Annotated in this window: 20 protein-coding genes; 4 read left to right on the top strand and 16 right to left on the bottom strand. The window is 57.7% G+C overall.

What is annotated here, in order from left to right:
• Positions 1-9 precede the first annotated feature (9 nt).
• The 5 genes from urtE to urtA form a co-directional block, all read right to left on the bottom strand.
• Positions 10-705 (bottom strand): urea ABC transporter ATP-binding subunit UrtE, encoded by a 696-nt coding sequence (gene urtE / locus CU100_RS05935; protein ID WP_106715556.1) that lies wholly within the window; start codon positions 703-705, stop codon positions 10-12.
• 59 nt (positions 706-764) lie between these two features.
• Positions 765-1,511, bottom strand: coding sequence for an urea ABC transporter ATP-binding protein UrtD (gene urtD / locus CU100_RS05930; RefSeq protein WP_106715555.1), 747 nt, complete (start codon positions 1,509-1,511; stop codon positions 765-767).
• A 3-nt stretch (positions 1,512-1,514) separates the two neighbouring features.
• Positions 1,515-2,696 carry an urea ABC transporter permease subunit UrtC gene (gene urtC / locus CU100_RS05925; protein WP_106715554.1) on the bottom strand — a complete coding sequence of 394 codons (1,182 nt, stop codon included), beginning with the start codon at positions 2,694-2,696 and terminating at the stop codon, positions 1,515-1,517.
• Entirely contained in the window at positions 2,693-4,318 is a 1,626-nt protein-coding gene (gene urtB, locus CU100_RS05920; protein WP_106715553.1) for an urea ABC transporter permease subunit UrtB, read from the bottom strand. The genes urtC and urtB overlap by 4 nt, the downstream gene beginning before the upstream one ends.
• A gap of 96 nt (positions 4,319-4,414) precedes the next feature.
• Entirely contained in the window at positions 4,415-5,713 is a 1,299-nt protein-coding gene (gene urtA, locus CU100_RS05915) for an urea ABC transporter substrate-binding protein (RefSeq protein ID WP_106715552.1), read from the bottom strand.
• 309 nt (positions 5,714-6,022) lie between these two features.
• On the opposite strand from urtA, the gene CU100_RS05910 reads away from it, so the two are divergent.
• Positions 6,023-6,361 carry a TIGR01244 family sulfur transferase gene (locus CU100_RS05910; RefSeq protein ID WP_106715551.1) on the top strand — a complete coding sequence of 113 codons (339 nt, stop codon included), beginning with the start codon at positions 6,023-6,025 and terminating at the stop codon, positions 6,359-6,361.
• 3 nt (positions 6,362-6,364) lie between these two features.
• Here the strand turns inward: CU100_RS05910 and CU100_RS05905 are convergent, their stop codons facing one another.
• On the bottom strand, positions 6,365-7,555 hold the full coding sequence (locus tag CU100_RS05905) for an acyl-CoA dehydrogenase (RefSeq protein WP_106715550.1): 1,191 nt from the start codon (positions 7,553-7,555) through the stop codon (positions 6,365-6,367).
• Between the two features lie 135 nt (positions 7,556-7,690).
• Here CU100_RS05905 and mutL point away from each other — a divergent pair, with 135 nt between their 5' ends.
• The 3 genes from mutL to CU100_RS05890 are packed head-to-tail and all read left to right on the top strand — an operon-like array spanning position 7,691 to position 10,298.
• On the top strand, positions 7,691-9,547 hold the full coding sequence (gene mutL, locus CU100_RS05900) for a DNA mismatch repair endonuclease MutL (RefSeq protein WP_106715549.1): 1,857 nt from the start codon (positions 7,691-7,693) through the stop codon (positions 9,545-9,547).
• 57 nt (positions 9,548-9,604) lie between these two features.
• Complete coding sequence (locus CU100_RS05895; protein WP_106715548.1) at positions 9,605-9,841, top strand: DUF2093 domain-containing protein; 237 nt, start codon at positions 9,605-9,607, stop codon at positions 9,839-9,841.
• 1 nt (position 9,842) lies between these two features.
• Positions 9,843-10,298 (top strand): hypothetical protein, encoded by a 456-nt coding sequence (locus CU100_RS05890; protein ID WP_106715547.1) that lies wholly within the window; start codon positions 9,843-9,845, stop codon positions 10,296-10,298.
• On the opposite strand, the gene lpxK is transcribed toward CU100_RS05890, so the two are convergent.
• From lpxK to rsmD, 10 genes are all read right to left on the bottom strand, one after another.
• Positions 10,293-11,324 (bottom strand): tetraacyldisaccharide 4'-kinase, encoded by a 1,032-nt coding sequence (gene lpxK / locus CU100_RS05885; protein ID WP_106715546.1) that lies wholly within the window; start codon positions 11,322-11,324, stop codon positions 10,293-10,295. The two genes, CU100_RS05890 and lpxK, sit on opposite strands and share 6 nt — an antisense overlap.
• Positions 11,321-12,643, bottom strand: coding sequence for a lipid IV(A) 3-deoxy-D-manno-octulosonic acid transferase (waaA, locus tag CU100_RS05880; RefSeq protein WP_106715545.1), 1,323 nt, complete (start codon positions 12,641-12,643; stop codon positions 11,321-11,323). The genes lpxK and waaA overlap by 4 nt, the downstream gene beginning before the upstream one ends.
• Positions 12,640-13,413 (bottom strand): lysophospholipid acyltransferase family protein, encoded by a 774-nt coding sequence (locus tag CU100_RS05875; protein WP_106715544.1) that lies wholly within the window; start codon positions 13,411-13,413, stop codon positions 12,640-12,642. The genes waaA and CU100_RS05875 overlap by 4 nt, the downstream gene beginning before the upstream one ends.
• A gap of 31 nt (positions 13,414-13,444) precedes the next feature.
• Positions 13,445-13,693: a DUF4170 domain-containing protein gene (locus tag CU100_RS05870; RefSeq protein ID WP_106715543.1), complete on the bottom strand. Its 249-nt coding sequence runs from the start codon at positions 13,691-13,693 to the stop codon at positions 13,445-13,447.
• Positions 13,694-13,732: 39 nt separating this feature from the next.
• Positions 13,733-14,542: a 3'(2'),5'-bisphosphate nucleotidase CysQ gene (locus CU100_RS05865; protein WP_106715542.1), complete on the bottom strand. Its 810-nt coding sequence runs from the start codon at positions 14,540-14,542 to the stop codon at positions 13,733-13,735.
• A complete protein-coding gene (locus CU100_RS05860; RefSeq protein ID WP_106716029.1) occupies positions 14,529-15,872 on the bottom strand; it encodes a TldD/PmbA family protein in 1,344 nt (447 codons plus the stop codon). Before CU100_RS05860 ends, CU100_RS05865 begins: the two co-directional genes overlap by 14 nt.
• A gap of 133 nt (positions 15,873-16,005) precedes the next feature.
• Positions 16,006-16,908 (bottom strand): patatin-like phospholipase family protein, encoded by a 903-nt coding sequence (locus CU100_RS05855; protein ID WP_106715541.1) that lies wholly within the window; start codon positions 16,906-16,908, stop codon positions 16,006-16,008.
• A 14-nt stretch (positions 16,909-16,922) separates the two neighbouring features.
• Positions 16,923-18,227: a M16 family metallopeptidase gene (locus CU100_RS05850; RefSeq protein ID WP_106715540.1), complete on the bottom strand. Its 1,305-nt coding sequence runs from the start codon at positions 18,225-18,227 to the stop codon at positions 16,923-16,925.
• Complete coding sequence (locus CU100_RS05845) at positions 18,224-19,696, bottom strand: M16 family metallopeptidase (RefSeq protein WP_106715539.1); 1,473 nt, start codon at positions 19,694-19,696, stop codon at positions 18,224-18,226. Before CU100_RS05845 ends, CU100_RS05850 begins: the two co-directional genes overlap by 4 nt.
• A gap of 49 nt (positions 19,697-19,745) precedes the next feature.
• Entirely contained in the window at positions 19,746-20,303 is a 558-nt protein-coding gene (gene rsmD, locus CU100_RS05840; RefSeq protein ID WP_106715538.1) for a 16S rRNA (guanine(966)-N(2))-methyltransferase RsmD, read from the bottom strand.
• Positions 20,304-20,311 lie beyond the last annotated feature (8 nt).

The raw sequence follows: 20,311 nt of genomic DNA, 5'->3' as shown, positions 1-20,311 counted from the left end.
CCAAGTTTTTCAAACGGTCAGAAACTTGCGCACTTCCGGCCTGTCGAGGCTGGCAGCATCGCCGGAATGGACAATCTCACCCCGGTCCATAATGTAAACGTGGTCTGCAAGTTCGCGGCAGAAGTCGAGATACTGCTCCACCAGCAGGATTGCCAGACCGGCCTGGTCGCGCAGGAACTCGATGGCGCGACCGATATCCTTGATAATGGAAGGCTGAATCCCTTCAGTGGGCTCATCCAAAACCAGCAGCTTCGGCCGGGTCACCAGAGCTCGGCCTATTGCGAGCTGTTGCTGCTGACCACCGGAAAGATCGCCACCACGCCGGCCGAGCATCGTCTTGAGCACCGGAAACAGCTCGAAAACTTCCGTGGGGACGTTGCGATTGCCACGGCTGGCGGCGGCGAAGCCGGTGGCGAGGTTTTCGCGCACGGTGAGCAGCGGGAAAATCTCGCGGCCCTGGGGTACGAAGGCAATGCCGGCGCGCGCGCGATCATAGGGTGCTTTCTTGCCGAGCGCCGATCCTTCGAAACTGATCGAACCGGAGGAAAGCGGGTGCTGGCCGACAATAGCCCTGAGCATGCTGGTCTTGCCAACGCCGTTACGCCCCAGAACACAGGTGATCGATCTTGGCTTCACTTCCAATGAAACGCCGCGCAATGCCTGTGCGGCGCCATAGTGGAGGGATGCATTTTCAACCATCAGCATGGTAGAGTTCCTTGCTCATTTGGCGCAATTCCGGACGCCACTTTTCCTTGAAATGGGCCTTAGCGGCCCAGATAGACCTCGATCACACGCTGATCGTTACTGACGAAATCCAGCGACCCTTCGGCCAGCACCGATCCTTCGTGCAGGCAGGTTACCTTGACGTCGAGTTCGCGGACAAAATGCATGTCGTGCTCCACGACCAGAACGGAGCGGGTCTTGGCGATCTCACGCAGTAGCTTGGCCGTTTCCGCGGTCTCGGCATCTGTCATACCCGCCACCGGCTCGTCGACCAGCAGGAGCTTCGGATCCTGTGCCAGGAGCATGCCGATCTCGAGCCATTGCTTTTGCCCATGGGAGAGATTAGCCGCCAACCAGTCGCGTTTGCCGTTCAGACGGATTGTATAAAGGATATCTTCGATTCGCTCGGCCTCATTGGCGCTCTGGCGGTGAAACAGTGCTGAAAATGCCGAACGCGGGCCGGAGAGAGCCAGAACCAGATTGTCTTCGACGGTGTGGCTTTCGAAAACTGTCGGCTTCTGGAACTTGCGACCGATCCCGAGCAAGGCGATCTCGGCCTCGTCGTGCTTCGTCAAATCCACTTCGCCGTTGAAGTTGACTTCGCCGCAATCGGGCCTTGTCTTGCCGGTGATGATGTCCATCATCGTGGTCTTCCCGGCGCCATTCGGACCGATAATCGCGCGCATTTCTCCCGCCTGCAGCACCAGCGACAGATTATTGATCGCGCGGAACCCGTCGAACGAAACCGACACGCCATCGAGATAGAGTAAAGTGTCCTGCGCTTTCATCGTCTACTCCGCAGCCTGAGGTTCGGTAAGCTGCACGTTTTCGTTGGCAACCGGAGACTGGGACGTGCTGTCCCTCTTTTGCGCGGCGCGATCAGCCAGTCTGGTCCTCCAGGAGCCGTAGAGGCCAAGGATGCCCTTCGGCAGGAACAGGGTGACGACTATGAACAGGGCTCCGAGGGCAAACAGCCAGATTTCGGGAAACGCGGCAGTAAAATAGGTCTTGCCGAAATTCACCAGCACTGCGCCAATGATGGGTCCGACGATCGTGCCACGTCCGCCGACGGCGACCCAGATGACCGCTTCGATGGAGTTGGCAGGTTCGAACTCCGACGGATTGATGATGCCGACCTGCGGTACATACAGTGCGCCGGCGATGCCGGCCATCATGGCGGAAATGGTCCAGACAAACAGCTTGTAGCGATCCACGCGATAGCCAAGGAAACGCATGCGGTTTTCCGCATCGCGGACACCCACGAGAACCTTGCCGAGCTTGGATCGAATGATGAAGCTCGATACAAAAACGGCAAGCGCCAGAAAGAGGGCTGTTGCGGCAAACAGGATCGAACGGGTGGAGCCTGCCTGGACATTGAAGCCGAGTATATCCTTGAAATCGGTCAAGCCGTTGTTACCACCGAAGCCCATGTCGTTGCGGAAAAAGGCGAGTAGCAGCGCATAGGTAAGCGCTTGGGTGATTATCGACAGGTAAACACCGGTGACGCGGGAGCGAAATGCCAGCCAGCCAAAGCCAAAGGCGAGCACACCTGGAACGAGAACGACCATAAGCGCGGCGAACCAGAAATTATCGAAACCATACCAGAACCATGGCAGTTCCTTCCAGTTGAGGAAGACCATGAAATCCGGAAGCACGGGATCGGCGTAGACGCCGCGCGGACCGATCTGACGCATCAGGTACATGCCCATGGCATAGCCCCCCAGCGCAAAGAACGCGCCGTGGCCGAGCGAAAGTATTCCGCAGAAACCCCAAACGAGATCAAGTGCTACCGCCAGCAACGCATAGGTCAGATATTTGCCGATCAAGGAAACGAGATAGGTCGGGATATGAAGCGGTGAGCTTTCCGGGAGCAGCAGATTCGACAATGGCACCAGGAAGGCAATTGCGACGAGCAGCGCGATCGCCACACCGCCACGCCGGTCCACATGCGTGAAAAACCATTGGGTGATCATGCCTCTATCGCCCTTCCCTTGAGTGCGAAGAGACCACGCGGGCGCTTCTGGATGAACAGGATGATGAGCACGAGCACCACGATCTTGCCGAGGACAGCTCCAGCGAATGGCTCGAGGAACTTGTTGGCGATGCCGAGCGACATGGCGCCGACCAGGGTTCCCCAAAGGTTACCGACACCACCGAAAACAACAACCATAAAGCTGTCGATGATATATCCCTGACCGAGATTGGGGCTGACATTGTCAATCTGGCTAAGTGCGACACCGGCTATACCGGCGATGCCAGATCCAAGGCCGAAGGTGAGCGCATCGACCCAAGGGGTGCGGATGCCCATGGACGAGGCCATGCGGCGGTTTTGGGTGACTGCACGCATGCGCAAGCCGAGCATGGTCTTCTTCAGAACCAGCTGCAGAATGGCGAATACGGATAGCGAGAAGACAATGATCCACAGGCGCGACCATGTCAGCGTCAAAAGCCCCAGATCGAACGATCCGGCCATCCAGGAAGGATTGCCAACCTGGACGTTGGATGCGCCGAACCAGGACCGGATCGCCTGCTGCAGCACGAGCGAAATGCCCCACGTAGCGAGCAATGTTTCAAGTGGGCGTCCATAGAGAAAGCGGATGACGCCGCGCTCTATGACCACGCCAACTGCGCCGGAAACGAGGAATGCGGCGGGAAGAGCAATAAGCAGCGAGTAGTCGAACAGGCCTGGAGCCGATGTGCGAATGATCTGCTGGACCACGAAGGTCGTATAAGCGCCGATCATGACCATCTCGCCATGTGCCATGTTGATGACGCCCATGACACCGAACGTGATCGCAAGCCCTATGGCCGCAAGCAACAGCACCGAACCCAGCGAAAGACCATAGACGATGTTCTGGATACCGTTCCACAGAGCGAGCTTGCTGTTGATACTGGCTATGGCGGCCTTCGCCGCTTCGCCAACCGGTCCCCCGACGCTTTCGAGGGGAGTAAGCAGGCCTAGTGCATCGCGACTGTTGCCGGCGCTGACTTCAGCTATGGCGGCGACCTTTACCTCGTCAGTCGCTTCGGAATTCAATACCGCCGCAGCTTTTGCCTGCTGCATGAGTGCTTTGACGCCTGCATCCTTCTCCGCTGCGATCGCCTGATCCAGGAGCGGGATCGACCCCGGATCGCGGGTCTTCAGGATGGCTTCGGCAGCCGAACGGCGCTCGGCGATGTCATCGCTCATCAGTGTCAGACCACCGATTGCAGCGGCAATATCGCGGCGCAACCGATTGTTGACCTTGATCTTTTCAGCGGCCGAGCGCGGTACCGGATCGAGCTTTGCACCCGTCAGCGGATCGCTCGCCGCATAATCCGCACCCTCACGTTTGCCGAGAAAGACAGTCTGGTCGGCTTTCGTCACGTAAAGATCGCCCGCGCCAAGCGCATTGAGGATCATGGATACGCGCGGATCGCCTGTCCTGACCAAATCAGAGACGGCTTTCGTCGTATCGTCGAAATTGTCGCCGGCAAGCGCCTGGATTAGCGGCCGCAGCTTCTCGTCACCGCTGGATTGCGCACTGGCCCCGGCAGCGTGGAAACACAATCCCAGCATCAAAAGGAGTACGGACAGCGAACGATTCAATTGCATCAGTCGATCCTGTGTGTTGGCGTTCGGCGAGGAAGCTCCATCCCCGCCGCAGCGGAGATGAAGCCAGTCTCAGGTGACCGGAAGGGTGTCGCCGGTTCAGTTCGTAACGCCGCCGCACTTACCGCTGGCGATATTGAAATTGCCGCAGGACATGGGCTTGCGCCAGTCGGAGATCAGCTCTTTCGATCCAGGAAGATAATCCGACCATTCGTCGCCAACGACGAGGCCGGGCGTTTGATAAACGATGTCGAACTGACCATCGTCCTGGACTTCGCCGATCAGCACGGGCTTGGTGATGTGGTGGTTGGGCATCATGGTCGCGTAGCCACCGGAAAGATTTGGAACCGACGTTCCCACGATCGTATCGATCACGGCGTTGGAGTCCGTGGTTCCGGCGGCCTCGACCGCCTTTACCCACATGTTGAAGCCGATATACGTCGCTTCCATAGGGTCATTGGTGACGCGCTTATCGTTCTTGGTATAAGCGTGCCACTCCTTGATGAACTCGGCGTTCGCATCCGCATCGACCGACTGGAAGTAGTTCCAGGCGGCAAGGTGACCGACGAGCGGCTTCGTATCGAGACCAGCCAATTCTTCTTCACCGACGGAGAAGGCGACGACAGGAATGTCTTCGGCCTTGATCCCCTGGTTGGCCAATTCCTTGTAGAATGGCACGTTGGCATCACCATTGATGGTCGAGACCACCGCAGTTTTCTTGCCTGTGGAGCCAAACTTCTTGATGTCGGAGACGATCGTCTGCCAATCGGACTGGCCGAATGGCGTGTAGTTGATCATGATGTCCTCGTCCTTGACGCCCTTGGCGTTGAGATAGGCTTTCAGGATCTTGTTCGTGGTCTGTGGATAGACATAATCGGTGCCGGCGAGTACCCAGCGCTCGACACCCTCTTCCTTGGCGAGGTAATCGACAGCGGGAATAGCTTGCTGGTTCGGGGCTGCGCCGGTGTAGAACACATTGCGCGAGCTTTCCTCGCCCTCGTATTGAACAGGGTAGAACAGCATCGAGTTCAGCTCTTCGAAAACCGGAAGGACCGATTTGCGCGAGGAAGACGTCCAGCAGCCGAATACGGCAGCGACTTTATCCTGCTCGATCAACTGGCGCGCCTTCTCAGCAAATAGCGGCCAATCAGATGCCGGATCGACCACGACGGCCTCGAGCTTCTTGCCGAGAACTCCGCCTTTCTTGTTCTGCTCGTCGATCAGAAACAACATCGTATCCTTGAGCGTCGTCTCGGAAATCGCCATCGTCCCCGATAGCGAGTGCAGAATGCCGACCTTGATCGTGTCGTCCGCCGCTTTGGCGGGCGGCAGAGCCAGCGACGCGCCCATGGCGGCGGCTGTCAAAGTCCCGATAAATCTGGCTGGTAAATTGAACATTAACGCAATCCCCTTTTTTGGTTGTATGTACCAAGGGAGTGAAAGCAATGACCGTGCCAATTGTGAAGGGGCACGTCAGGCTTGTAATTTTCTCATGTTTTTCAGTGAGTTGTGGAGAGCGCGGCTGAATTTGCGCCGCTCAGTTTTCTGTCGCCCAATTACGACCAGGTTCAATCAGCTTATACTTTCGTCATATAGATTAATCTGCTTAATTTATAGGCGCACGACTAGGCATGTTCGGTTTGCATGTGGCATTGCCCATCGTTTGATGTATGCTGGCGGTAACATCCACGCTTCCAAGGACATAAAATGGATATCCGTCAAATTGACGAAGGCTTCGCCGTGACCGGCCAGATTTCACCGGACGATGTGCGCGACATCGCCGCCGCGGGCTATCGAGCCCTTATTTGCAATCGTCCCGACGGTGAATCCCCCGACCAGCCGGACTTCGCCGAGATCTCGCGGGTTGCCCAAAAAAAAGGCATTCCGATCTATTACGTTCCCGTCGTTTCCGGCCAGCTGACGCAGGACGATGTTGACGCGATGGCTGCTGCCCTCGACGAGGCCGACGGCCCCGTTCTCGCCTATTGCCGTTCGGGAGCGCGCTCGACGAACATCTATGGCATCGTCCAGCAGCAAAAAGGCTGACGTTCAGAAGAACGCCTGAATGCCGGTTTGTGCCCGGCCGAGTATGAGGGCGTGCACGTCATGCGTGCCCTCATAGGTGTTAACGGTCTCAAGGTTCTGCGCATGACGCATGACATGATAGCCGATCTGGATGCCGTTTCCCCCATGCATGTCGCGGGCCACCCGGGCGATATCGAGCGCCTTGCCGCAATTGTTGCGCTTGATCAGGCTGATCATCTCAGGGGCCACTTTGTCTTCGTCCATCAAGCGTCCAACACGCAGCGAAGCTTGCAACCCGAGTGCGATTTCCGTCTGCATGTCGGCGAATTTCTTCTGGAAGAGCTGGGTCGCTGCCAGGGGCCTGCCGAACTGCTTGCGGTCAAGCCCGTACTGCACAGTGCGCTGCCAGCAATCCTCCGCGGCCCCCATGACACCCCATGAAATGCCATAGCGTGCGCGATTGAGACAACCGAACGGGCCTTTCAGACCGGAAACGTTCGGCAGTAAATGCTCCTCACCCACCACCACACCGTCCATGACGATCTCGCCGGTGATCGAGGCGCGCAGGGAAAGCTTTCCACCGATCTTCGGCGCCGAAAGCCCTGCCATACCTTTTTCCAGCACGAATCCACGAATCTGTCCCTCATGCGCATCGGACTTGGCCCAGACGACGAAAACATCGGCGATAGGTGAATTGGATATCCACATCTTGGAGCCGGACAGGCGATAACCATCCGCAACCTTTTCGGCGCGCGTCTTCATGCCCGCAGGGTCCGAGCCGGCATCGGGTTCCGTCAGGCCGAAACAGCCGATCCATTCGCCGGAGGCCAATTTCGGCAGATATTTCCGGCGCTGTACTTCGGAGCCATAAGCGTAGATCGGATACATCACCAAGGAAGACTGGACGCTCATCATGGAGCGATAGCCGCTGTCGACCCGCTCGACTTCACGCGCGACCAGGCCGTACGCCACATAGGATGCGCCCGCCGTACCGTATTTTTCCGGCAGTGTCACGCCGAGAAGGCCGGCTTCGCCCATCAGCCTGAAAAGATCAGGGTCGGTCTTCTCTTCCAGATAGGCCTCTTCGATACGCGGCAAAAGTTCCCCTTGCGCGAAGGCGCGGGCACTGTCGCGGATCATACGCTCGTCTTCCGTCAATTGATCTTCCAAGAGAAAGGGATCGGTCCAGACAAAGGACGGCTTCGAATTGGCCATGCGTTTCCTCCTTGATGTGCAGGAAAGACCTATCATCAAATTTATGACCAAAGCCAGACAGACGTTCCAAATGTTTCCTGAGGACATTCAATCCTCCGGATTTCCGCAGAAGGGCGAATCCGGTATAGGTTTTCGATGGCCATCAGACAGCTCACCGAAACAATCATCAACCAGATCGCCGCGGGTGAAGTCATCGAACGACCGGCGAGCGTCGTGAAGGAGCTAGTCGAAAACGCCATCGACGCCGGTGCGACACGCATAGACATCGTAACTGCCGGCGGCGGCAAAAACCTGATCCGCATCACGGACAATGGATCGGGTATTTCCTCCAGCGAGCTGTCCCTTGCGGTTTCACGACATTGTACGTCGAAGCTTACCGACAACGTCAATGACATACGCGCGCTGGGGTTTCGCGGCGAGGCGCTACCATCGATCGGCTCAGTATCGCGCCTCTCTGTCAAATCACGCGTTGCGGATGCGGACTCCGGCTTTGAGATCAATGTTCACGGCGGGCGAACGGATGGACCACGACCGACGCCAATGAATAACGGAACCATTGCCGAAGTGCGCGACCTTTTCTTCGCGACGCCCGCCCGGTTGAAATTCCTGAAGACAGACCGTGCCGAGGCAACAGCCATCAGTGACGTGGTCAAACGCGTTGCCATCGCCTTTCCGCACATCCGTTTTTCCATTGCCGGGAGCGACCGCACACCCCTCGACCTTGCCGCAACCGGCGCCGGTTCCACCGGTATGCTGGAGCGCATTTCGCAGGTGCTGGGCCGGGAATTTCCCGACAATGCTATTGCTATCGACGCCTTTCACGATGGTGTGCGGCTGACTGGTTTTGCAGGAATTCCAGCATTCAACCGCGCCAACAGCCTCCAGCAATTCGCCTATGTGAACGGGCGTCCCGTTCGCGATAAACAGATCTGGGGTGCGATACGCGGTGCCTATGCGGACGTGATGTCACGCGACAGGCACCCGGTCGTCGTGCTTTTTCTCAACCTTGATCCGGCCCTTGTCGACGTAAACGTCCATCCGGCAAAAGCCGATGTGCGGTTTCGTGATCCCGGTCTCGTACGGGGTCTGATTGTTGGCGCTATCCGTCAAGCGCTTGGCCAATCGGGTATCCGCGCGGCGAGCAGCGGCGCTGCGGCAATGCTGGATGCTTTCCGACTTGGCGGTATCGATGCTTTCCCGGCCGCTAACCCCCAGCGCTGGCAGAGCCCTGCTGCCGTCAACCAGAACTACAATGTCCGGCAATCGCCTTATCGGCCACTCGAGACTGAGCAAGCCGCCCCACATGGCGGCGGATTCGCAGAAACGGCTCAAACCTTCCTCTATGATGGTGCGACGGCTCTTGCCGCGGACACGCGTGCCGGGATGGCCGAGCCTGCACAAGAACTGCTATCGGCGCCGCTCGGTGCTGCACGGGCGCAGATCCATGAAAATTACATCGTGTCACAGACTGCAAACAGTCTTGTGATAGTCGATCAGCACGCGGCCCACGAGAGACTGGTGTACGAGGCACTGAAGAACGCGCTTCATTCGAAGCCTTTGGCCGCGCAGATGCTGCTCATTCCCGAGATCGTTGATTTACCTGAAGACGACGTCGGACGGCTTCTTGCTCACGCGGAAACCCTGGCACGCTTCGGTCTTGGAATTGAGTCCTTCGGACCAGGCGCCGTCGCCGTGCGTGAAACTCCCGCCATGCTAGGGGAAATCGACGCGCAGAAACTTATCCGCGACCTCGCGGATGAGATCGCAGAACATGACACGTCCGATGGCCTCAAAGCTATCCTCGACCACGTCGCCGCGACCATGGCGTGTCATGGCTCCGTTCGCGCAGGACGGCGCTTGAAACCTGACGAAATGAATGCCTTGCTGCGCCAGATGGAGGAAACTCCGGGCTCAGGTACCTGCAATCACGGTCGCCCCACCTATATTGAACTGAAATTGACAGACATCGAGCGCCTGTTTGGCCGCAGGTGAGTCTTGACCCGCATGACCGGGCACGCCTAAATGAACAGATGAAAGCGGAACGCACTAATGAACAGATTTGAAGGCCCTGGCTCGCGCGAAGCCAAGATTCGCTATCTTGACGGCGACTTTCAGGTCCTGTCGCCGGGTGCCTTCGTCCTGTGTTCCGTTACTTCGGAAAAGATCCCGCTCGATGAATTGAAGTATTGGAGCGTCGGACGGCAGGAAGCCTACGCCGACGCGCGGATTTCGCTCGAACGCGAGATCGAGATGAATCCGGCCTTGCGCCAACGTAGCAAGGCCTGACATGCTAACCCGGCGCGGCGCGGTCTTGTCGCTTCTCGCATCCGTGATGTTGACGAACGGTTGCACGACACAAAGTACGGGGCCGGAGCCCGCCTATGGTGGGCCGACGAAGACAATACGCGGCTACCTGCGGGGACCGCCCTACGCTGTGCTTACGCCGAGCTCCGTGGTGTCAGTAACCGCTTACGATGCGACCGGCGGCAATTCTTCGCACATGGCGAAGATCGGCGGGACCAGCTTCACGCTAAACCGCACCGGTTACTTTCCGGTTGAATACGAGATCGAAATCCCGGCGAGTACGTCAGTACCGCGCGTTGCGCTTGCCGTCGAGATTCGGCGCGCCGGGAGTGTTCTGTTTTCGAACGACCGCAACTTCAGTCAGACGACCGGGCGCAACCTGGACATTCCGATGCGCGAAGCACCACCCAGGATACGCAACTTCCGCGGTCGGCTATAAGCGCTTGAGCGCGCGTGTTCTGGCTCTGTCCCGCGTCTCCTTGATAATGCGTGATGCGGTGTTCGGGTGGCCGAAAACAAGGTCCACCTCGAGGACCAGCACTTGGGACGTAAACGCCCTTACGGCAGGACTTCCATCCAGTAACCGCACCTGGTCTTTTGCTGTCGTGATCAATGTCAGGCCGTCCCTATCGGCGTCCTTCAACAGATCGGAGACTTCCTCATCCTTGTAAGGATGGTGATCGGGAAACGATCTTGTCTGCACGACATTGGCACCGGTTTCCTCAAGTGTCCTGAAGAACTTAGACGGATCGCCTATACCGGCAAAAGCGAGAAGAGGTTTATCAGAGATCGCCTCGGGCGTTCTGGGCTTGAGAATAGCCTCATAGACGGGCTTTGCGGCACGTGCGGCATTGCGTACCAGTTTGTCAGCGCCATTGGCCGTGCCGATCTTCAACAACGCATCGGTTCGGACCAACTGGTCAGTCAAAGGCGCACGCAACGGGCCACCAGGAAAGACGTGACCATTGCCGATGCCACGCCCCGCATCTACGACCATCAAGGCGAAATCGAAGTGGAGGCGCGCACTTTGAAAGCCATCGTCCATAATGATGAAGTCACATCCGGCTCCCTGAAGTGCCCTTGCTCCGGCAAGACGGTCAGTGCAGACGACGACCGGAGCATGGCGTGCCAGCAGCAGGGGCTCGTCTCCCACGTGGCGCGCGCTATCTTTGTCCGGGTCTACACGGTGCAGGCCCGAGAAAGCTCCGCCGTAGCCGCGCGAGACGATACCGGGTTTAAGGCCGGCCGCAACCGCAGCCTTGGCGAATGAAATCGAGGTTGGCGTTTTGCCGGCACCTCCGAGGGTGAAGTTGCCGATGCAAAGCACCGGCAGCTCTATGCTGGGCGGCTTCGCGCGGCGAATTCGCCGCCCGGCGATTTCGCCGTAGATCTTCGATACAGGACTCAAGACCCGAGCGCGCCAATCCGGTCTTTCCCACCAGAATGGAGGCGCCTCACTGGTCATTTCCAGCCGCCTTCCCGATTGCTCAGGCGCGCTTGCAGGACCAGAGGCTGAATGAAGGGCTCGAGTGCCGCGATGGTGCGTGTCAGCGAACCGCGCATATCCTCGACAGTTTTCAGACCCGCCTCGATCATGATCTGGCGTTCGGCCGGATTATTGAAGAGATAATTGACCGCGCCCGCCAGCATGTCTTTGTCGCGGACCAGTTTGGCGCCGCCATTCTTGATGAGACGCTGGTAGGAGTCGCGGAAGTTCTGAACATTACGTCCCGATAAGATCGCCGATTTCAGCATTGCCGGTTCGAGAGGGTTTTGCCCGCCTTGAGCCGTCAAGGATCGACCAACAAAGGCGATTTCGGTGAGGCGGAGATAGAGTCCCATGTCGCCTATCGTATCCCCAAGATAGATGTCGGTATCGGGCGCGATTTCCTCGCCGCGGCTGCGCAACGCCACTTTCAGGCCCATTTTTTCTATGTCCGCCGCAATTTCCAGTGCGCGATCCGGGTGGCGTGGCACAATGATGGTCAACAAGTCGCGATGCCGCGCCTTGAGCATGTGGTGTACCTGTGCAACCACTTCCTCCTCGCCCTTATGCGTGGAGATTGCCGCCCATGTCTTGCGCGAACCAATCATTCGCTGAAGTGCCGCGAGTTCCGCTTCATTCACCGGCGGAACGGCCGTATCGACCTTCAAATTTCCGGAGACCGTTACGGGTCTCGCGCCCAAGGCGCGGAACCGTTCGCCATCGACTTCGGATTGGGCGACGACATGGGCAAGATTTTCAAACAGCGCTTCGGCGATGGACGCACGCTTGTGCCATGACGCGAAGGAGCGGTCCGACAGACGGCCATTGACCAGCACCTGAGGAACGCGCCGCGTGCCGAGCTCAAGTATGGTCATCGGCCAAATCTCGGATTCGCAAATGACAGCGAGATCCGGCTGCCAGTGCGTCAGGAAGCGATCCACCGCAGGCTTCAAATCAAGCGGAACATACTGATGAATAACGCGGTCGCCGAGCCGCTCCTGAACCATCCTGGCGGAGGTGACAGTACCGGTCGTCAGCACAACGTGGATCCCGGTATCGATAATTGCTTCCACCAGCGGGGTGACGGCCGAGGTTTCCCCCACACTCGCCGCATGAACCCAGACCAGCGGGCCGGAGGGACGGGCAACGCTGGCATTGCCGTACCGCTCCCCGTGGCGGCCGCGCTCTTCCTTGCCCTTGCTGGCACGGAAGGCCACGTAAGCGCCGACAATCGGGAAGGCTGCTGCGCCGACCCATCGATAGGTGCTCAGGACGAAGCGGGCCCAGCGTTCACTCATGCCTTGCCATCCACGAGCTCGTGCACCCGAACGGTGTTTGCATTCAAGCTGTCGGTCAATTCAACGCGCTTGGCTTCGAGCATCGCATCGTCAGCGTCCTCGGGTACGAAGATGGGGTCACCGATAATCAGCCCCGACTTGCCGAATGGCAAGGGAATGGTAGTCTTGTCCCAGCTCTTTTCAAGCACCTTGCGGCGAGACGTCAGATAGCAGATCGGCACAATTGGACGGCCGGACAATTTGGCAAGAAGGACGACGCCGATGCCGGATTCGCGTGGCGTACCATGGGGAATATCAGCGATCATTGCTGCGGTCTTACCCTCCTTGAGAGCTTTCTTCAATGCAAGCAGCGCTCGTGCACCGCCTTTCTCCGTGCCTCGCGCGCGCTCTCGCCCGCCCGAGCCGCGCACGATTTCAACGCCGAACCGTTCGGCAACACGTGCGTTGAGCTCGGCATCCTTGCTCTTTGAAAACATCGCGACAAAGCGCACACCGCGCGGCATGAGAAATGGCGCCATCAGGTGCTGGCCATGCCAGGCAACAGTGATGAACGGCTCGCCGCCGCGCTTCATGTCCTCAAGATCGGAAGAGCCGGGAAGCCTGGGATTCGTGGCATTGACCAGCCGGAAAAACTGCGTGATCAGAAAAACGATCATGGAGCGGACCAGGGGTGAATTCGCCAGCGGGCCGCGTATCCTCCGCCAAAAACGTTTCAGCATGCCGCTTTTGCGCCGGGGACTTTTCGTCGTCGCTGAGCTGTGTTCAATCATGCCGTTATGAACTCGTGATAGCACGAGGCGATCAACCCGACTTCCCCGTCACGGGATCCAGCAATTTGTGCATATGGACGATGAAATATCGCATGTGAGCATTGTCGACCGTCTGCTGCGCCTTGGACTTCCAGGCACGCTGTGCGCTCTCGAAATTGGGATAGATGCCCACGATATCGAGCTTGTCGAGATCGCGGAATTCCACTCCGCCCAATTTCTTGAGCTCGCCGCCGAAAACGAGATGAAGCAGTTGTTTCTCATCCGATGTCTTGTCGCTCATGGGGCCCATCCAACTGATCGATCTTAAGGTTATGTCTGTTTATCCGAAGGTGCTTTCGGCGACAACGGCCAACATGTTATCCATTAGTAGACCGCTGGCGGCAACCAGAGCACCGTGCTTGTAGTCACCGATACTGCTATTGCGAACGCCGTAGGTGAGTGGCTGACCCTTGGTTGTCAAGACATTGCCGCCTGCCTCAGAAAGGATGAGATCTGCGGCTGCGAGATCCCAATCATGCGAGTTCGGACGCACGAAAGTACCAGCAAGATCGCCGCGCGCCACCATGGCGATGCGGTATGCGAGCGACGCCACATGTGGAGAATGTTCGATCGAAGCCAGGAAGTGCTGGGGCAATTTTTTCAGGAAGCCCCCGGGCCCGGCGACCTTGAATGGCTGGCTTTCGGCTTGAACGCGTATTGTCGTACCATTCTGTTGCGATCCGAAACCGGGCAACGCCGTCAGTGTCTCGTCACGGGCAGGACATTCGAGAACACCGGCAACCGGCCGTCCTTTCTCGATGACGGCCACACTGACGCACCAGACGTCCAGTCCTTCGATGAACGCGCGCGTTCCGTCGATTGGATCAACGACGAAAAACCTCTGCCTTGGTGAGGCAACCCGCTCATCGAGCGTCTCTTCGGAAATCCAGCCATAGTCCGGCCTGGCTGTCAGCAACATGTCCTTGAGGTATTTGTCGGCAGCGAGATCGGCTTCGGTGACGGGCGAATTGCCGGTCTTCATCCATGTTTGGGGCGCCTGCTTGAAATAGGACAGCGCTATCCGTCCAGCGCCTCCGGCCGCCTCGCGTATGAGTTCAAGATCGTCGCGATTTTGCTTAGTTGCCGGCAAGAGTCATGCCTTCGATCAGGAGTGTCGGACTGGCGATGCCAAAATCGCGGTCGATATCATTGGCCGCAGTGAGATTAAGGAACATCTCCTTGAGATTGGATGCAATGGTGACTTCGCTCACCGGATAGGCGATTTCCCCGCCATCGATCCAGAAGCCCGATGCACCGCGGCTATACTCCCCGGTGACCATATCGACGCCATGACCAAACAATTCAGTGACATAGAAGCCTGTCCCGACCGCCTGGATCAATTCTTCCGGCGTGCGATCACCGGGTTCGATGGCGAAATTGGTCGATGATGGTACTACTGTCGAGCCAGAACGAACGCCGCGGCCATTGGTGGTCAGGCCCAGTTCCTTGGCCGTCGACGTGGACAGGAACCAATGCTTGAGCACACCATTCTCGATCATGGTGAGCGGGACACCTTCCAGACCCTCGCCATCGAACGGGCGTGACGACGGCCCGCGAACCCGTAATGGGTCGTCGGTGACATTGATCGACTCGGCAAGAATTTTTGTCCCCATGCGGTCCTTCAGGAAGCTCGTCTTGCGCGCGACGGACGCGCCGTTGATAGCGCTGGCGATATGGCTGGCAATGCCGCGCGCAACGCGCGGATCGAACACGACATTGACACGACCAGTCTTTGCCTGACGCGCGCCCAGCCGCTTGACGGCGCGCTCGCCCGCAGTCCGGCCAATAGATGCGGCGTCTTCCAGCGCATCGTAATAGATGCGCGATGAAAAATCATAGTCGCGTTCCATGGCCGTGCCGCTTCCCGCAATGGCGCTGACCGAGCGCGAGAACCGGGACCCCATATATTGCCCGGCGAAGCCCCCCGAGGTGACAAGCACAAGCCCTCCCATCCCAGCTGAAGCCGATCCGCCGCCGGAATTCGTGACGCCCTCGACAGCGAGGGCTGCTTCTTCGGTGGCTAGAGCCGCCTGCGTCAGTTGCGCTGCATCGACGGTAGTTGCGTCATATAGTTCGAGATCGCGAATGTTGCGCACGAGATTTTCAGAAGCCGCAAGACCTTCAAAGGCATCGTCCGGAGACACCTTTGCCATGGCAACAGCGCGTTCGGCCAAGACTTTCGGATCCGCGCTTGCGTTGGCGGAGATACTTGCCACCTTCCTACCAACGAAGACTCGCAATGAAAACTCGTCACTCTCCGAGGATTCGGTCGACTCGACTTTTCCAAGCCGGACACTCACGCCCGTCGAGCGCGAACGCACTACAACCGCATCGGCAGCATCCGCGCCTGCTCTCTTTGCGGCCTCGACAAGCGCCGCTGCATTGTCGACGAATTCGCGAGAATTGACTGGCTCGAGCATTTTCATCCTTGAGGGTTGATTGCATGACAGGATGCAAGGATTTCACCAATGGAAATCAAATCTATCCCTCCTATATGGTGCAAATCAGGGCCGATCAAGGCAAGGTACGGCATGATTTCCCAGATCCGGCCCACTATTCGAGTTCACGGTGCTCGACATAGGTGATAGCCGCGTCCACAGCGCGTTTCAGTTCGTCCTTGATGGCGACAGACTCGTTCAGCACCTGCTCGACACGCATAAAGTCCAACACGCCAAAACGGGCAACGCTCGGACGCAGAAAAATAGCGGGCGGATCGTTGCGTAATCTTGTCGCGATAATCGACTGCATCATCAATTGGCTTGCGCCGAACATCGCCTCTATCGACGAGGGTTGCTTGCCAATGTCACCTTCGGGACCACCGATGACATCGATTGCAATGACGAAGTCAGCTTTGCCCTTCAGATGATCGAAGGGAATCGGATTATAGATCCCGCCATCGATGAGAATACGCTCGTCGCGCAGCACTGGCCGAAAGAGTGCGGGTAACGCGGCTGACGCCGCAATCGCGCTGTAGAGATCACCCTCGTCAATCCTGACTTCTCGCTGGCCATAGAAGTCGGTAGCGGTGACGCTCAGCGGGATTTGCAGTTCTTCGAATGTCTGCGGGATGGCGACCGGGAGAAAACCCTTGAGCACCCTTTCGATGTTGAACTGACTGAAACGAATGCCGCCACCCAGCATTTCGCCGAAAGAGGCGGGACGAAGCCGCCAGAGTCGCGCCGCTATTTCGCCCCGGCGTGACAGGGTAGCCACTGCATATTCACGCATCTGACGGCCCGACATGCCTGCCGCCATGCCCGCGCCCATGATGGCGCCTATGGAAGAACCGGAGATAGCCGTCGGCTTGACCCCGAGTTCATCAAGCGCCTCGATGATATTGATATGCGCTATCCCTCTCGCCCCGCCGCCTCCTAAAGCTATGGCGAAGGTTGGACCAGCAACAGCGCTGTCACCTCGGGTTGTTCCTTCCGTATCTGCCAGATCGCCTGCGATCATGACGGTGCAGCCTCTCAGGTTTGTGGCGGTCCTACGATCAGAATGGCCGGTTCGGTCTCGAGCAGTTTCTTTGCTGCCGCCTTGATCTGGTCCAGTGTAACGGCATTGATCAACTCGGCGCGCTTGTCGATATAATCTCGTCCGAGTTTTTGATCCTGGAGACCGACAAGCGTGCTGGCGACTGCGGAAGAGGAGTCAAGATTGTTAACCGCATAGGATCCGACGAGGTATTTCTTGGCTTCAATGAGTTCTTCCCGCGTCGGACCATCTTTGGCCATCCGCGCGACTTCGGTTTTCAGAATCTGCAACGTTTCGCCGGCACGATCGGCTCGCGTTGCCGTATTTACCATCAACGCCGCCATATGGTCCCGTGTCACCAGATTTGAACCGGCCGAATAGGCAAGACCGCGCTTTTCCCGCACTTCATTGTAGATGCGCGAGGAGAATGTTCCGCCGCCCAAGATGTGGTTCATGATATAGGCGGGAAAGAAATCCGGATCTTGGCGACGAACCCCGGGATAAACCATGGAGATGGACGTCTGAGGCAGAGCGTAATCCACGCGTGTCGTCTGGCCAAAAGTAAGCTTCGCCTCGGCGATTGGCACAAGCTGCGCTTTCTCGGGAAGACTGCCGAAGACCTTGTCCAGAAGTGGAGCGAGTTCCTCCGGACTGATTGAGCCCACAACGGCAACAATCAGATTATCCCTGCCAAAATTGCGCTTGTGGAAGGACTTGAGGTCGTCATGCGTTATTGAAGAGAGGCTGGCCTCCGTACCCTCCGAACGGCGTCCATAGGGGTGATCGCCGTATAGTGCTTCTGCGAATTTACGCCCGGCAATCGCGTTTGGGTCGCGCTCGGAGGACTTGATGCCGGCGATAACCTGCTGGCGAATTCGATCGATGGGTGCCTGGTCGAAACGAGGTGCGTTGACCGCGAGTGCAAGCAGATCCACGGCCTCGTCGCGCTTGTCCGCCAGCATCCGAATGGAGCCGCTGATGTTGTCATCGTCGGCATTAAAGCCCATCTCCGCACCGACATCGTCAAGCTTTTGCTGAAACGTATCGGAAGTGAGATCACCCGCGCCTTCATCGAAGAGGCCTGTCATCAAATTGGCCAGGCCCTCCTTGCCGTCGGGATCCTGGCTGCTTCCGCCCTTGAAGGTAAAACGCATAGAAATCAGCGGAACAAAATCGTCTTGAACGAGCCAGGCTTTGATCCCTTTCGGCGAAACGACTTCCTTGATTTCCACTGCGTACCCTGGCGCAACACCGAACAAAACCAGGACAACGGCGGCGGCAACTCGCTTCATGATGGTCATTGTACGATCCCCTGTGCCGGCGTCTCTGGTTGTTCCTGTGTTTCGCCGGACGCAGGTGCTTCCGCTCGCACCTTCTCGTCCGGCTTGCCATCCTCCGGCATCAGGTAACTGGTGACGGAGCGGCTATCAACGAGATAACGTTTGGCCACGTCCTGTATGTCTTGAACCTTTACCTTGCGAATCCGGTCCGGCCACTCCTGAATATCTCGTATCGTCTGACCTGTTGAGAGGGTCGAGCCATAGATGCGCGCCATACCAGCCTGACTGTCGCGAGCAAAGATCACACTCTTGAGGAAGCGATTGCGCGCTTTCTCCAATTCGCCCTCAGTTACGCCATCCTTGATGATCCTGGCGATCTGCGCGTCAATGCCTGCTTCAACCTCGGTCAATGTCCCTGCGCCGCGCGGCGCGCCGTAGACGGCAAAACTACCCTCATCAAGCGAACCGCCCTGATAATACGCGCCGGCGTTGGCCGCACTTCCCTCGCTCACGACCAGCGCTTGATAGATGCGGCTGCGGTTTGAACCGCCGAGAATTTCGCTCAGGAGGTCAAGCGCCTCCGCCTCTCCCGGTTTGGCACTTGCGTATGACGGAGCCAGCCACATCTTCTGGAAACTCGGTTGGGAAACGCGCTGATCGGCCAGAGAAACCGTGCGCTTTGTGTTTTGTTCAGGCTCCTGCGGGCGCTCGCGTTTTCCAACCTCTGCGCGACGAGGCACCTTGCCATAGGTTTTCTCTGCCAACGCCTTGACCGTAGCCAGATCGACATCTCCCGAGACGACAAGCGTAGCGTTATTGGGCGTGTAATACTTTACGTAGAATGCAAGCGCATCCGCGAGATTCAACTGCTGCATCTCGTGCAGCCACCCGATGACCGGTGTTCGGTACGGATGGTTCTGATAGAGCGTCGCATTGACCTCTTCTGCGAGCAAAGCGGAGGGATTGCTGTCCGTGCGCGAGCGTCGCTCCTCAAGCACGACGTCGCGCTCGGTCTTGACCACATCCTCATTGAGAATGAGGTTTTCCATACGATCGGCCTCGTAGGTCATGACCATTTCAAGAGCTGATGGCGCGACCTGCTGATAATATGCCGTATAGTCGTATGAGGTAAATGCATTCTCCTGCCCGCCAATTTCGGCAACCTTGCGCGAGAACTCACCTGCAGGATAGTTCTTGGTGGCCTTGAACATCAGATGTTCAAAGAAGTGAGCGATCCCGGATTTGCCTGGTTCTTCATCCGCCGACCCCACGTGGTACCAAACCATATGGGTAACAACCGGCGCCCGGTGATCCGGGATCACGACGACCTCGAGACCGTTGTCCAGGTAGAACGACGATACATCATCCTTGCTGGTCGTCTCGAAAGCCTTGGCCGATTCTGCATTTGCTGGAACGAAGGAGTAAAACGGGAGGGCGAGGGCGCCGGTCAGGACGACAGCCGCAACGATGCGGCCAAGGGCGGAGGACATTCAAATCGATCCAGTTCTGTTTTGACGGATAGCGATACAAACGCAGTCTTTACGACTTCAATGTGACAAGTCTAATGATTGTTCCGCCATAAGGGCGTTCTTCGACAACGGCAAAGCGCCCATCGAGTTCGACAACGGCGTCGGCTTCCTCTTCCAGCACCAACAGTGATTCCGGATGGAGCCATCCACCCTCAAGCGCGGCCCTAAACGCCATTTCTCCCAAGCCTTTGCCATAGGGCGGATCAGCAAATACGAGGTCGAAAGGTTCTATGGTACCGGCATCTCCTAGCTTTGTCGCATCCCGCCGGAATATCTTCGTGCTACCGAGCAGACCGAAAGCTTCGACATTGGTGCGGATCAGTCCACGCCCTTGAGCCGATTCTTCGATGAAGACTCCATAACGCGCACCGCGAGACATTGCTTCGAGCCCCAGGGCGCCTGTCCCAGCAAAAAGGTCTAGAACACGCGTCGCCTCGAACTTTCCCGGATAATTATGCACCAGAATATTGAAGAGGCTTTCGCGTGTTCGATCAGTCGTCGGCCGTATCGTATTGGTAGCCGGCGCCGCCAATGCGCGACCGCGAAATTTCCCGCCAACGATGCGCATCGCTTCCG

It is taken from the genome of Phyllobacterium endophyticum (assembly GCF_003010935.1).
GTDB lineage: Bacteria > Pseudomonadota > Alphaproteobacteria > Rhizobiales > Rhizobiaceae > Phyllobacterium > Phyllobacterium endophyticum.
Note: the sequence above shows the minus strand (reverse complement) of the source record. Positions and strands in the feature narration are given on the sequence as shown.